This window comes from Cohnella boryungensis, assembly GCF_042651945.1.
Lineage (GTDB): Bacteria > Bacillota > Bacilli > Paenibacillales > Paenibacillaceae > Cohnella > Cohnella boryungensis.
Genome location: NZ_JBHSED010000066.1, coordinates 1 through 14,207, shown reverse-complemented (window position 1 = coordinate 14,207; position 14,207 = coordinate 1). Strand labels below are relative to the sequence as shown.

The window sequence follows — 14,207 nt, the reverse complement described above, 5'->3', positions numbered from 1 at the left end:
TGATATACGTATAAAGATGTATTGTACCCGTTAACACTCGGACTCGTGAATACAACCGTCCGATCGGCCTTCAAGTCTATTGCATAATAACCCGACTTGACCTGCTGCGGTCCGGGATTGAGATATCCTAGCGCTGACCATACTGTAACTTTTCCAGTCTCGCCGCCTTGCTGAATCCTCACGTAATAAGTCCCGGCGCTTTCCGCCTGGAACATGATCGATTTCGAGGCGCTCTCCGCCAACACGGCTTGATCGCTTGAAAGCACGGCGATACCCACCGGGCTCAGCGTCTTCAGTCCGATCGCTTCTCCCGCCTGCAAGCTGACTTTGTAATACGCATAGGCATTGGCAGGAATCGAATAGCTGGACTTGTGCACTGCTCTATCCTCGATCCCCAGCGGGTAGGCATTGGCAAAGTCGGACCCGTCCGCCGAGGTCATCGTCCGCTCGCTATTGGCTGAAACATTCAAATAATACTGATCGCTTAGCGTCGGTATGTATTCCAGTTTGGAGTAGGGCCCATAGGCTTCAGGGGATTTCCCTAGATCGTGATATACGTATAAAGATGTATTGTACCCGTTAACACTCGGACTCGTGAATACAACCGTCCGATCGGCCTTCAAGTCTATTGCATAATAACCCGACTTGACCTGCTGCGGTCCGGGATTGGCTAAAGCCAAAGAAAAAATACGTTTATTGATCCGTTTACGTTTCCTTGCTTAATTGAAACATAATATGTGCCGGCAGCTTCAGCTTTATATACCAGCCTTGGCACCATACTGGTTTTAATGGGATTATAATCCCCATCATATACAACTAATTCATCGGCTCCTTCTGCTTTAACAGCTAATGCCTCTTCCGAAGACAAATCAATTCGAAAGAATAAACTTTGTTTCGCTAATAAAGAATAGTTTGATCGTTGTACATCTCTATTTGATAAATCGATCGGATAGGCTTTGTCAAAAAAAGATCCATCAATCGTATCCGCAAGCCCTTCATTCTCGTATTTAAGTGTATAACTTCCACTTAAAGAACTTGTAAGCAGATGAATATAATACAAACCAGTTCTAGCTGGTACAAAATAAAAAGCAGATGGTGTGCCGGCTGCTACTATTGTTTTCGAACTGTCATAAACATTTATCTCGGAGCCTCGGTCTGCGCCCAAACTATATTTATTCCCAGCAACTAGATAGATCTTATAGTACACACTGTCATTGGCAGGAGCCGTGTTCGTCGCCGAGTTAGCCGTGGCTCCCATCTCCAACGCATATGCGTTGTCAAAGTCCGATCCATCCTCGGATGTGACCGTCATTGTACCCGTTGGCGCGTTGTTCTGCAGCTTTAAGAAATACACCCCGCCGCTGGTCGGTGTATAGCTCATCGTCCCAGTGGTCCAGTTCAACAAGTGTGAGGTCTGCGGCATCCTGTGAAGATAATTGTAATTCCCGCCATTGTTGCTGGTGGTCAGCCTTAACGTACGGTTGGCCTTCAAATCTACCGCATACCAGGTCTCGCCTGTCTTCGTAACGCTAAGCGGCCCCGGCATGAGATAAGAAAACAACAAGGTGTAGCTGTTTGTTGTCGGCCCCGTCTTCAGTTGTACATAGTGTATTCCGCTAGTTGCGGCCGTGAACGTGACGGACAGCGTTTCGCTTCCTGCGACTTGGGTCTGCGAACTGTCATATACGACTAGCCCGGTCCCGGCTGTCGCCCCGAAGCTATATTTCACTCCTGCTGTTAAGTTCACTTTGTAATACACACTGTCATTGGCAGGAGCCGTGTTCGTCGCCGAGTTAGCCGTTGCTCCCATCTCCAACGCATATGCGTTGTCAAAGTCCGATCCATCCTCGGATGTAACCGTCATTGTACCCGTCGGGGAGTAATTCTGAATATATAAATAATGCACACTAGATTTGGGAGGCTCATAGGTTATATTTCCCGATGCCCAGGATTTTAAGACCGAAGTATTCGGATTCGAGTATAAAGAGTTGTAATATCCGCCATTGTTACTCGTTGTAAGCCTTAACGTACGATTGCCATGCAAATAAATCGAAAACCAGTTGCCGCCCGCCTTTGTAATCTCTATCGAGTTGGTCGAAGTTATCGATTGCGAAGTAAACACGTCTACAGTGTTGCTTAACGTGCTATTTCCGGCACTATCATAAGCCTTTACTGCAAATTGATATTGTTTACCTTCATTAAGTCCTTGCATTTGATAGGAATACGTGCTCTCTGTGACGGAGACCGACAAGGACGAGTTTTGATAAATTTCATAACGGGAAATCCCTATGTTGTCGGTAGAGGGTGTCCAGTTCAGAACAACGCTAGTCGGCTTTTTGTCCGTAACTTCCAAGATTGGCGCAGAAGGTGGTTGGTTATCTGCCAGCGTTGAGATTGTCAAAGAAATGCTCGGATTTGAACGTAACCCGGCAAGATCGACAGCCTTTACTGTAACCTCATATTGCTGGTTAGGCTCCAAGCCCGAAATTTCATACTCAGTCATTGCTCCAGATACAGCAGCAATAAGCTCTTGACCTTCAAATATCTCATACTGCGAAATAGCCACATTATCTATTGACTCTTCCCAGGCAATAACCAGCCTTCGTCTCCGTCACTTGTACAGTTCTTAAATTCGCGGGTTCTGTGGGCGGAGTCGAATCAGGCAAAGTTGTGATTTCCAAATCATTGCTTTTGGATGATCTCGATCCCGTCTCGTCAAAAGCAATAATATGAAAATGATATAGGCTGCTGGGTGTTAAGCCTGTTGCCGAATATTGCTTTTCCGTCGTCGTTCCTATCAACTGATTTCCAATAAAAACTTCGTAGCTCAAATTTGCTGCGGCTTCGGATATTTCCCAAGCAAATGAAGCTGTATTGTCGCTAATTGCGGTCGCACGTAAGTTAGCTGGCTGAGGTGGCAAATCGATCACAGACTGAGATTCTGCATTCAGATATGCGCTTTGATCCGATTCATTTCCAGAGTTATCGATCGTGGGCACACTTATTTGATAACTCGTATTTGGCGTTAGATCTGTATACGAATATGTACTTGAAGTTACGCTTTGAAATGCCATATCCGTTGGTGCAGTTGGAGAGATTTTATCAATGTTGACCGATTCGCTGTTTGGTGCAATCGGCATAATTATTACTAACGGATCACTTGGTTTTGATTGGTTACCGGCAATATCTTCGGCTACTACAGTAACAGTGTAAGAACTTCCTTCCAACAAACCTGTTAATTCATATGATGTAGATTTAACAGTATATTTGTATTGAGAATCTATATATATTCCGTAGGCTCTCACACCTGAATTATCATGAGATTCCTCCCATTTAATGTGAGCGCTCGAACCCTTTATAGATATCAAGCTTAAATTACCTGGTACTGTCGGTGCTTGTAAATCTTCCTTGGCTTCGTCATCGGATATAGTTCTGAGCTGTGGGTCTTCCTTAGCCTTATCTTTTTGAATCGTGGGCACTATTGCATCTTTCTTAGCATATGCTAAAGAAGGCTGAATCCGGAGGAATTCTGCTTGGACTTCATTTCCGATAAGTAAGTTGAAACTTAATACTACTAAAATGAATTTGCGCACCATTATAGAAACTCTCATTGTTACCTCCAACAACAAATTATCTTTTTTCATAGAAATTTCTATATACATTTCTAAATTACATATTTAAACATATATATAATTTAACACCTTAAATAGGTCATGTCGATTATTGTTGTTATTTAGTTCCATAATCTTTTCCGTAAATTCCCTCCATCGCACAAAAAAAGAGCGAGAATCGCCTCATGGGCGTTTTCTCGCTCTTGCGTCTTAGAACGTCGGCAGGTTGTCCAGGTTGTTGTCCTCCCGGCCGTCGGGATTCGAGCGCAGATGCTCGTCTCCGTCCCGTCCCTTGAACACGTTCACATTGTCGATCTGATTGCTTTTCGCCATCTGCTGCGCTTCCTTGTAGCCGACGACCTCGCCCGAGGACAGCTTTAGCTCGACGATATCGCCGTCTCCGTTCTTGCGGACGGCGACAACTTGCTGCTTGTCATGGAATTGTTCCATCTTGAGCCACCTCCATGAGGTAGTCTTCCCCGCACTTGGGAAAAGATGCGTCCTCCGCGGCTTTCCGGCCGGAACAATATCCGGCTCAAACGCGGACAAGCCTCCAGACGCAGCTCTGGAAATCGCCGCGCACGCGCGGAATCGGAAGGCCGACGTACATAAGCTGATCGCCTCCATAGACGATGCCGCTCTCCTCTACCCGGTATCGGGCCTTCGCCTCAAGTCCCCTGAGTTTCAGCCAATCCATCGGAGAATTCGCCTCCGCCAGCTCCCGCACATAGACCGCAAAGGCCTCGCCGCCGTCTTCCGCCACCATCATCCACGCGGCGTCGCCGCCCTCAAACGGACTGCGCAGCCGATAGAAATCGCCGAACTGCACCAAGTGGCGAATTTGCTTGTATTGGGAAATCTGGGCTTTCACCTCGGTTTTTTCATCCTCGCTCATCTGGGTCAAATCCAGCTCATAGCCGAAGTTGCCCGACATTGCGACATCTCCCCGAGTCTTTAACGAAGTCATTCGTCCCACTTGATGGTTCGGCACAGCCGATACATGGGCGCCCATCGAGCTGACCGGATAAGCCAGGCTCGTTCCATACTGGATGCGTAGGCGGCTGATGGCATCCGAATTATCGCTTGTCCACGTTTGCGGCATATAGTGAAGCATGCCCGGGTCGAAACGGCCGCCGCCGCCCGAGCAGCTTTCGAAGAGAATTTCCGGAAATTCCGACGTGATCGTCTCCAGCACGCGATATAGCCCCAGCATGTAGCGGTGCGCCGTTTCCCGCTGCCGCTCCGGGGGAAGCAGCGCAGAGCCGATCTCCGTCATGTTCCGGTTCATATCCCACTTGACGTACGTTATCGGCGCGGAACGGAGCACCGAGCCGACCGCCTCGATCAGGTAATCGCATACCTCCTCGCGGGACAGGTCAAGCACTAGCTGCTGGCGCGCTTCCGTGCGGCGGCGTCCCGGAACGTGCAGGCACCAGTCGGGATGCGTCCGGTACAGCTCGCTGTCCGGAGACACCATCTCCGGCTCGAACCATAGTCCGAACTTCATGTCCAGAGCGTTCACCCGGGAAGCCAGATCCTTAAGACCTCCCGGCAGCTTGCGGGCGTCCACCGTCCAATCGCCCAGAGAGGAGTTATCGCTGTCCCGATGGCCGAACCAGCCGTCGTCCAGTACGAAGAGCTCGATTCCCAGTTCCTGGCCGACCTTTGCGATGCTTTCAATTTTGTCGGCATTAAAATCAAAGTAAGTCGCTTCCCAATTGTTCACGAGCACGGGACGCTCGCGGTCCCTGTATGCGCCTCGGCACAGCCTGCTGCGATAAAGCCGGTGGTAGATTCTCGACATTCCCCCTATGCCGTCCGGGGAATAGGCCATCACAACCTCAGGCGTCTGGAAGCTCTCGCCGGATTCCAGGCACCATTCGAAATCGAAAGGATTCAGTCCGATCGACACCCGCGTCGTCCTGTAGTGATCTACCTCCGCCTGAGCGACGAAGCTGCCGCTGTAGACAAGGTTAAATCCGTAGGCATCGCCGCAATCCTCATCCGTCCCCGGAGCTACAAGGGCAAGGAACGGATTTTGCTGATGGCTGCTTGAGCCCCGGCGGCTTTCCACGGACTGCATGCCCGGAACGAGCGGACGGCGGAACAAATCTCTCTCCCTCGCCCATGCCCCGGACAGCTGCAGCAGATGAAAGCGATCGTGCCGGAAGTCTACGCTCCCGCTCAGCGCCCGAAGCAACCGCAATTTCGCCGCGCCGAGATTGTTCAGCCTGGCCGAGCGGGCGAGCGCGTCATGCTCCTTGAACACGGTGTAGGAAAGAACGACCTCCAGGCCTGTTTGTCCGTCCCGCAGCACAAGCTCAAGCGTCTGGGCCTCCGAGTCGTTTTCGGCATAGGTGGACGGCAATCCCTTCAGCTTCGGCTTGCCTGCTGTAATCCGATGCTCCACGCAGACTAGCTCTGTTATCGTCGTACCGTCTTCCAGTCTCACCTGATAAGCGGGATGACGGAAATCTCCCGTGCCGTAGGCCGGATATTCCTGAGGAAGCGTATCGAACGAAATCGTGCGATCCTCGGGGTACGGGTTCGGGCTGAACGAAGGCCGTTCCTCGAAGACGAACAGCCCTTCCGCAGGCGCTTCCGCCAGCTTGCGCCCCCAGTATGCGTGCATAGGCACTCCGTGCTCATTGATGCGGATGATATAGCTTGTATTCGGACCCTGCAAATGAAACAGTCGATGCTCTTCAATGTAGTCGATCTTCATGGCTTGTCTTTATCCCCCTTTATTCCGCAGCCTCGGTCAAGATTAGCGGCTTAACTGATTTGAGCGCCGATCACAAAGGAATAGCTGTAGGTCCGGTTTGCGAGAAGCGTATATTCGGGATGCACCAGAGCGCCCCAGCTGTCATCGCCGCCGACGCCCATCTGCCGATAATTGACGCGCACGACGGTTTTGCTGGGCTCCGGCAACAGATGCTGATGCGTATAGCGCTCCAGCTCCAACGGGCCGTACGGATAGGCATTCAATTCAAAGACAGGCGCGCCCGCGATCCGCAGACCGAAGCCGTCCGCATTCGTCAGAGAGGCGCGGCGCACCTCCGTTTTGTTGCCTGTTTCCTGCGGTCGCAAATAGGCGGCTCCTTGATCTCTGACCTTGCCCGAGTAGAGCCCCAATCGCATGCCCTCCTGCCGATCCCAGTAGCTTTCGTGCGGACCGTTGCCGTACCAGGACACCGTGTCGAACGATTCGTCCATTTCAAACAGGATGCCGATTTCGGGAATTTCCGGAAGCCCCTTGCCGGGATTCACATCCAGGCGAACCGCAACTTCTCCGTTGCCGCGAATGGAATAGACGAGCCGGCAGGACGAAGCCGGACTTGTAGGCAGCGCGTAATCCACGATCACCTCGGCCCCCGAAGGCATCTCATAAGCTTCAAATTTCACCAGCTTGCGCTTCTCCCCCGCTTCGCGCCATACTCCGCAACGCTCATGATGCCCGTTGCCGCGGTCATTATCCGTATACGCTCTCCAGAAGTTGGGGGCCAGCCCCCGCTTCAGCAGCTCTTTCCCTTGCGCTTCGTAGGATGCGAGGTCGCCGGTTGCCGTATCGAATCGAATTGCGAAGCCTTCTCCGACAGCCGTCCAGCTTGCGCCATCCGCCGAGCAGCGAATCGGCGCATGCGCCTGGGGCATGAACGAGGTTTGTACGGCGGGCACGATCGGCAGGATGAATTGCTCGAAGGCAATCTCGTGTCCGGCGTCCGCCCATGCGACGCTTTCCTTGAGCCGAAGACTGAAGGTAAGGACGAATTCATCGTCTCCTTCGGCCCGGACAGGATATGCTGCGGAAAGGTCGAGGTTGGCCGATTCGCCAGGGGCCGATTCGATGTCCAGCGTTCCGCCGCTTACAGGAACGCCTCGATTCTCGATCGTCCAAACGAGGGAAAATGCGTTCAGGTTCGTGAACAGAAAACGGTTATGCGCGAGAAAACGTCCTTCCGCCAGATTGTCGGCCGCAAAGCGGACGTTCTGATAGCACTTTTTGGTCTCGTAAAGCTTGGGCGACACGCTGCGATCGGCGAATATAAGGCCGTTCCCGCAGAAGTTGCCGTCATGCGGCGACTCTCCGAAATCTCCGCCATATGCCATTCGCCGCGAGCCGTCTGCATCCTGTACCCGAATGGCCTGGTCGACCCAATCCCAGATGAATCCTCCCTGCAGTATCGGATACTTCTCGAAGAGCTTCGTATACTCGTGCAGACCGCCGCAGGAATTGCCCATCGCATGGCTGTACTCGCACAGAATGAAGGGCTTCGTCGGAGCAGGCCTGCTCAAGGCGTAGGCTTCGATTTCCCGTGGCCTGGAGTACATCTGGCTTTCGACGTCGGATGCGCGCTCCGATTCCCGGCGATGGAATATCCCTTCGTAATGGATGACGCGCGACGGATCGTTGGCGCGCAGATGATCGTGCATGTGCAGGAAATTATCTCCGCCCCACGCTTCGTTGCCCAACGACCAGATCAGGATAGACGGGTGATTCTTGTCCCGCTGCAGCATTGAGTTGCAGCGGTCAATCACATTGCTTCGCCACTCCGGCTTGCTGCCCGGAACGGTATCCCCTTCCTCCACCTGTCCGTATTCCCAGGAGCCGTGCGTTTCCAGATTCGTTTCGTCGATCACGTACAGCCCGTACTCGTCGCACAGCTCGTACCATCTCGGATGGTTCGGATAATGCGAGGTCCGCACGGCGTTGATGTTATGCGTCTTCATGAGGAGAATGTCCCGAAGCATATCCTCTTCGCCGAGCGCGCGCCCGGTATCGCAAGAAAATTCATGCCGATTGACGCCCTTGAACTCGATTCTCCGGCCGTTGATCTGCATCAATCCGTCTTTGATCTCGAACTTACGGAAGCCGACCTTGCAGCTCACATATTGCAGCACCCGACCTTCGCCATCCTTCAGAGCCAAGACCAGCGTATACAGGTTTGGGCGCTCCGCGCTCCACTTCAGCGGATTGATTACCTGCGCCGATATTTCCGACTTCGTCTCGCCGAACGCGTCACATGCGAGCGCCGCCTCCATGGGCTTATCCAGAACGGCAGCTTTGCTCGAATCGTAAAGCTGGCCTTCCAAGTGCAGTCCGCTCTGCGGCTCGCCGAGCGCGTTGCGAATTGTCGCCGCGATTCTCAAGCGGGCGTCGCGATAGTGATCGTCCAGCTCGGTGTGCACGAAAAAATCGTATAGCTGCACGACGGGAGCCGTGAACAAATATACCTCGCGAAAAATTCCGCTCATTCTCCAGAAATCCTGATCCTCCAGCCAGCTTGCGTCGCACCAGCGGTAGACCTCGACCGCCAGCTTGTTCTCCCCGTCGACCAAATACGGCGTCAGATCGAATTCCGCAGGCGTGAACGTATCCTCGCTATAGCCGACCAGTTCTCCGTTCAACCAGACGTAGAAGGCCGATTCCACACCCTGAAAGCTGATATACACCGGCTTTCCTTGCCATTCCCGAGGCACCTCGAAGGTACGGATGTAAGAGCCGACCGGATTGTATTTCGTGGGGGCGAACGGCGGCTTCAGCGCCTCCGTATCGACCCAGGGATACTTCACGTTCGTATATTGCGGGTAGTCGTAGCCTTGAAGCTGCCAGTGTCCGGGAACGGAAATCTCGCCCCAGCCGGCGTCGTCGAAGCCCAGTTCATAGAAGTCGCGGATACGCTTGTCCGGATTTTCCGCGAAGGCGAATTTCCAGATTCCGTTCAGGGATTCATAAGAGCGGGACGCTTGGCGATCGCCTGCAAGCGCCTCTTCCAGGGAATCGTGCGTAATCAGCGTCGCATGGGCGTCCATGCGGTTGAGCTCGAAAATCTCCGGATTATTGTTCCACTCCGGGTAACCGTTGGCAGGCGGCGTATAGACCCATTTGACATTGGACAAATGAACACACTCCCCATCATAATATAACTATATTCGTATTATAGTTTCGTTCGAATCCCATTCCTATCTCAATATTTTCACATCTCTATAAAAATATGAAAGCAGGTTTATTCTAATGGTTCAGCCCTCCTTCCCCGTCGTTACCGAATCTGATGCGCAGCTCCCCTTATACTTGACAAGCATTGGCCACTGGGAGGATCAGGAACGCACCGTCAGGCCTGAAGGGTTTCCCGATTATCAATGGCTGCAAGCCATTGACGGCACGGGAGAGCTTGCCGTCGGCGGGGTCACCCAACTGGTCAAGCCCGGTCAAGGCTTCTTCCTGAACAGCAACGAGCCTCACGCCTATCGTCCGTTGACCCATCCATGGGGCGTTCACTGGATCGCCTTTAACGGCAGTCTGATGCCTTCGCTTATGAGGCAAGCGGGCATGGAAAGGTCCGGCGTCTATTCGTTGTCCGATCCAGAGAGTATTATCCTTCATATGAAAACGATCTACGCCATGTCGCTTACCGGCCGTCCCTTCCTCGGAATGGAATGCTCGAAGCTTCTGTACGCGTTTCTGCTTGATCTCGTCAGCAAGGTGCGAATGAACGCGCCGTCGGCGGCTCACAACTCGTTGAAGCTCCAGCCGGTCATTCAGTTCATCGAGGAAAATTGCCATCGCGCCATGACGATCGGCGAGCTGTCCGGGTGCATCGGGGTCAGTCCCCAGTATCTGTGCCAGCTGTTCAAGAGCACCTTCAAGATGCGTCCGATGGAGTACGTTAACCGGGAGCGCATCAACAAGAGCAAGGAGCTGATGTTCCACGATCCTTCCTTGAAGCTGCAGGACATCGCCGTGCGCGTCGGCTTTGACAGCCCGAGCTACTTCAGCTCCGTCTTTCGGAAAATCGAGGGCGTCAGCCCCGAGCACTTCCGCAGCTTCGGATACAGCCCCTGAACCCTTGCGCCTGTCCGATTTGACAAGAGCGGGGCGATTCGCTAGGATATAGTCAACAAATTGACTAATGGAGAAGACGCGTTGGACAAAGACCACCCTCTGCATGGCCATATCGTCATAAACCTTTTCCGCTGCTCCAACCTGCTTGAGCGAATCGGGCGGAAGCTTGCCGCCGAAGCCGGACTGACAAGCGTTCATCAGTGGTTTATTCTTTCCGCGCTGGAAGCCGGAGATCTTTCCCTGAAGCAACTGGGGCAGAATACGCAGGTGACGAAGCAGAATATGACCGGCATGATCGAACGGCTCAAGCAGGGCCAGTTCGTCGCCACTTACGAGGCCTGCGGCGACAAGCGCATGACGCTCGTCCGGCTGACCGACAAGGGCCGGGAAGCTTTGGCGAGGCTGGAGCGCTTCGAAGCGCTCAGCTGCGCGACCAAAGTAAACCGCCTGTGCGCCGAGGACCTGGAATCCTTCAACCGCTGCCTTCAACAGCTTGTCGACAATATGAACGACGGATAGATCCGTCTGCAAGGAGGCCCTGTTCACCTATGAATTCGAACCCTTCCATCCCGCTCTCCGTTCTGGACCTTGCTTCGATTACGGAGGGCAGCACTCCCGCCGTCTCCTTCCGCAACTCGCTTGATCTCGCCCGGCATGCCGAGCAATGGGGCTATCATCGCTTCTGGCTGGCCGAACACCACGGCATGCCCGGCATTGCGAGCGCCGCCACATCCGTATTGATCGGCCACGTCGCCGGAGGCACTTCCACGATCCGCGTCGGCTCCGGAGGCATCATGCTGCCCAATCACGCGCCGCTCGTCATCGCCGAGCAATTCGGAACGCTCGAATCGCTGTATCCCGGCCGAATCGATCTCGGCCTGGGGCGCGCTCCAGGCTCCGATCAGGCGGTATCCCGCGTGCTGCGTCGCGGCCTTGGCGCCGGCGGCGAGGATTTTCCGGCGCTGCTGAGCGAGCTTCGCGCTTTCTTCGATCCCGCCTCCGCCGAGACGAACGGCGTGGTCCGTGCCATTCCGGGCGAAGGGCTGAGCGTGCCGATCTGGCTGCTGGGCTCCAGCGGCTTCAGCGCTCAGCTGGCCGGGCAACTGGGCTTGCCGTTTGCATTCGCCAGTCATTTCGCGCCGGACTATCTGCTTCCCGCCCTTGAGCTGTACCGCTCCAATTTCCGTCCTTCGGCCGTGCTGTCCAAGCCCCGCGCGATGGTCGGCGTGAGCGTAACCGCAGCGGATACGGAACGGGAGGCCAAGCGGCTGGCCACCTCCCAGCAGCAAGCCTTCCTGAACATGATCCGGGGGCGCTTCGCGCAATTGCCTCCTCCGGTCGACAGCATGGACGGCATCTGGTCGCCATACGAGGAAGCGGCTCTCAGCAGACAGTTCAGCTATGCCGTCGTAGGGGATCAGGAGCAGGTTCGGCAGCGACTGCAAGCCGTTGTGGACGAAACGCAGGCAGACGAGCTGATTATTGCCTCCCAGATTTACGATCACCAGGCTCGCCTCAGATCGTTCGAGCTGATCGCCGAGGCAGGAGCGAAGCTGCAGCGGTAGACCGGCGCTGGTATTCGACTCCCCCTAGCAATTGAAACAGCGACAGCCAAGGACGAGAAAATAAAGTCCTAGACTGTCGCTGTTTCTTTGAACTATAGTTCCCAGATAGTTCAATAACGATTAACCTAATTATAGTAGATGTTTCCCTATAACTCCTTAGATAATCGAATCATATCCCTGCACTGTATACCGTTCTCATAAATTGCTTCTGAGTAATGTCTAATGAAGAAATCAATATCTACGCCAACAATTCTGAAGCCGCATTTTTGGTAAAGCGCTAATTGCCCTATGCCCGAGTTTCCTGTACCGATTTCTATGGTCTTGTAGCCTCTTGACCTGGCTGTTTCAATTGCATGTAAGACTAATTGCTTCCCAATACCTTTGCCGTGCATGCTCTCCGTTACCGCAATGTTAACCAGTTCAACTGTTTCAGGTCTTGTTGGCAATAGGACATAAACTCCAACGATTTGATTTTCAATTTCCGATACGAAACATTCTCCCCTTTTTATGTAATCCTCAACAAGCTTTTGAGAAGGATCGGCTAACAGCAAAAGATTCATAGGGTAGTTCTCATCAGGGCTTAATTTATTGATATTCATACTCTTCTCCTTTATATCGTAACTCTTTCGGCTGCCTTATGAATCTTATCCTTTCTGATCGTACAAAAAAAAGGTTGAGCGGCTATCGCATCTGCTCAACCTCTTTTGCGGACTTGGCAGCGACACGGGACTTATCTTCTGTCCGTCTCTCCAATGGTGCGGCTGAACGCATTCGCAAGCCCTTCCAAATACGGATAGTCCTTCGCCCCGATCACTTCCTTCTCTCCCGAAGCGAACGTCAGGATCAATTTGTGAACCGGTTTCACAAGCGCGTAGATCAGAGCATTCACGACCAGGCCCGCGACTCCAAGCAAAGACACAAGCTCATGAAAACGGAAATCCCAAAGCAGGCCGGCTGCAATCAAGAGAAGCTCGATGACCAGAAGCGTATATGGAATCTGCCGCTTGGTTTTGATCAGCTTGATGGAGCAGAGGTGGCTGATGGCGAACCGCGTATTGCCGCTGATGAACATGTCTTTCGTAATCGTGAAATGACTGTCTTTGAAAATAGCCGGGTTGTCCATCATATTTCCTCCTCAGGATGGGTTCAACAAGTTATTTCGACATCCTTTACGGAAATACCTACCTGGACCGCCCGAAAAATATCGCTTCCGACAGGCAGCAGCGGCTTTGCCGTCCTTGGTGTGCCGGCACGCGTCCATTAGCTGGGATCGAATGAGTGCTGATCGTTCAAGAAGACCGCTAACGCGGCTGCGCAAGCGGTCTTCTACGGTAGGATCTATTGCACCGCGATATAGATTAAGACTTGACCTTCCGGACTGTACCTCTCGAAGTCGCCGGAATAGGTCCGTTTGTATTCTCCGGCAGCCGCCCATCTCCATATCCTCTGCCACGCCGCCGCAACAGCCTCATGGGGATGGCCTTCGTCCGTCTGGAAGACGGCATATTTGGCGGCGGGAATGGTTTTGACGCTTAATCCGGAAGGATATTGCCCGTCTTCCGCAGCGAGCTTGCCGACCAGAATCGTATACTCGCCCATAGCTCCGTTCTCGTACTCCAGATAACAGCCGTATACGTCTCCGCCTTCGCGCGAGGCTCCGGCCATCAGCCGCTGCACGGCTTCGCTCTGATAGCTCTCCCACAGTCCGCCGATTTTGCCCTCGCCGCCCATCTCCGCCAGGTTCGTCGTCCGCGCTTCGATGCCGATCAGCTTCATTTCGTCCAGATGCACAAGCTCGAACGCCGGATGCTCAGTCTGAGTCGACCAACGCTTTAAGCTCGGCAAGGACATCGACAGCATCCTTCTTGCCGCATCCGCTTCCACTCCCTGCTCCGCTAGGAAAGGGACGCAGAATTCAACCATCTCCTCCACCTTGATATCAGGCTGGGTGAAGGCCCCGTTCTCGTAGCAATAAATACAATAATCCGTTACCGGATTGCCCGAGCCGTCCGTGCCTTGCACATCGACCCCGGGCATCGGCATTCCGCAGCTTTGGCATTGCAGTTGTTCTTGTCCCATATCGCTCACTCCTCGTATAGTATCTTTTGAAAGCATCTTTAAGTCAGTTTCCAGTCCCCGAGGGGCTGGAAAGGAACTTTTGAAATTTCCAGCGAATCGCTCCTTGAA

The 14,207-nt window shown here is 53.2% G+C and carries 12 protein-coding genes; 3 read left to right on the top strand and 9 right to left on the bottom strand.

Going from position 1 to position 14,207, the window contains the following annotated elements:
- From ACFO1S_RS25555 to lacZ, 6 genes are all read right to left on the bottom strand, one after another.
- Positions 1-680, bottom strand: a 680-nt coding sequence (locus ACFO1S_RS25555) for a hypothetical protein (protein ID WP_378127815.1), incomplete at its 3' end; no start/stop codon positions are given.
- Complete coding sequence (locus ACFO1S_RS25550) at positions 671-2,566, bottom strand: fibronectin type III domain-containing protein (RefSeq protein WP_204604469.1); 1,896 nt, start codon at positions 2,564-2,566, stop codon at positions 671-673. The genes ACFO1S_RS25550 and ACFO1S_RS25555, both read right to left, overlap by 10 nt.
- Position 2,567: 1 nt before the next feature.
- A complete protein-coding gene (locus ACFO1S_RS25545; RefSeq protein ID WP_204604470.1) occupies positions 2,568-3,644 on the bottom strand; it encodes a fibronectin type III domain-containing protein in 1,077 nt (358 codons plus the stop codon).
- A 177-nt stretch (positions 3,645-3,821) separates the two neighbouring features.
- Positions 3,822-4,061 (bottom strand): DUF3892 domain-containing protein, encoded by a 240-nt coding sequence (locus ACFO1S_RS25540; protein ID WP_204604471.1) that lies wholly within the window; start codon positions 4,059-4,061, stop codon positions 3,822-3,824.
- Between the two features lie 85 nt (positions 4,062-4,146).
- Positions 4,147-6,336, bottom strand: coding sequence for an alpha-galactosidase (locus tag ACFO1S_RS25535; RefSeq protein ID WP_204604472.1), 2,190 nt, complete (start codon positions 6,334-6,336; stop codon positions 4,147-4,149).
- A gap of 50 nt (positions 6,337-6,386) precedes the next feature.
- Positions 6,387-9,512 carry a beta-galactosidase, LacZ type gene (gene lacZ / locus ACFO1S_RS25530; protein WP_378127814.1) on the bottom strand — a complete coding sequence of 1,042 codons (3,126 nt, stop codon included), beginning with the start codon at positions 9,510-9,512 and terminating at the stop codon, positions 6,387-6,389.
- Between the two features lie 115 nt (positions 9,513-9,627).
- Between lacZ and ACFO1S_RS25525 the strand changes: the two genes are divergently transcribed.
- From ACFO1S_RS25525 to ACFO1S_RS25515, 3 genes are all read left to right on the top strand, one after another.
- Positions 9,628-10,455, top strand: coding sequence for an AraC family transcriptional regulator (locus tag ACFO1S_RS25525; protein WP_204604473.1), 828 nt, complete (start codon positions 9,628-9,630; stop codon positions 10,453-10,455).
- An 81-nt stretch (positions 10,456-10,536) separates the two neighbouring features.
- The gene (locus ACFO1S_RS25520; protein WP_204604474.1) at positions 10,537-10,974 is read left to right on the top strand and encodes a MarR family winged helix-turn-helix transcriptional regulator; all 438 of its coding nucleotides are present in this window, start codon (positions 10,537-10,539) and stop codon (positions 10,972-10,974) included.
- Positions 10,975-11,003: 29 nt separating this feature from the next.
- Positions 11,004-12,020 carry an LLM class flavin-dependent oxidoreductase gene (locus ACFO1S_RS25515; protein WP_204604475.1) on the top strand — a complete coding sequence of 339 codons (1,017 nt, stop codon included), beginning with the start codon at positions 11,004-11,006 and terminating at the stop codon, positions 12,018-12,020.
- A gap of 146 nt (positions 12,021-12,166) precedes the next feature.
- Here ACFO1S_RS25515 and ACFO1S_RS25510 read toward each other — a convergent pair whose 3' ends face one another.
- The 3 genes from ACFO1S_RS25510 to ACFO1S_RS25500 all read right to left on the bottom strand — a co-directional run bounded on the left by ACFO1S_RS25510 (position 12,167) and on the right by ACFO1S_RS25500 (position 14,099).
- Positions 12,167-12,619 (bottom strand): GNAT family N-acetyltransferase, encoded by a 453-nt coding sequence (locus tag ACFO1S_RS25510; RefSeq protein WP_204604476.1) that lies wholly within the window; start codon positions 12,617-12,619, stop codon positions 12,167-12,169.
- Positions 12,620-12,750: 131 nt separating this feature from the next.
- Complete coding sequence (locus ACFO1S_RS25505; protein WP_204604477.1) at positions 12,751-13,146, bottom strand: DUF6232 family protein; 396 nt, start codon at positions 13,144-13,146, stop codon at positions 12,751-12,753.
- A gap of 212 nt (positions 13,147-13,358) precedes the next feature.
- Positions 13,359-14,099 (bottom strand): zinc ribbon domain-containing protein, encoded by a 741-nt coding sequence (locus ACFO1S_RS25500; protein WP_204604478.1) that lies wholly within the window; start codon positions 14,097-14,099, stop codon positions 13,359-13,361.
- Positions 14,100-14,207: the final 108 nt, after the last annotated feature.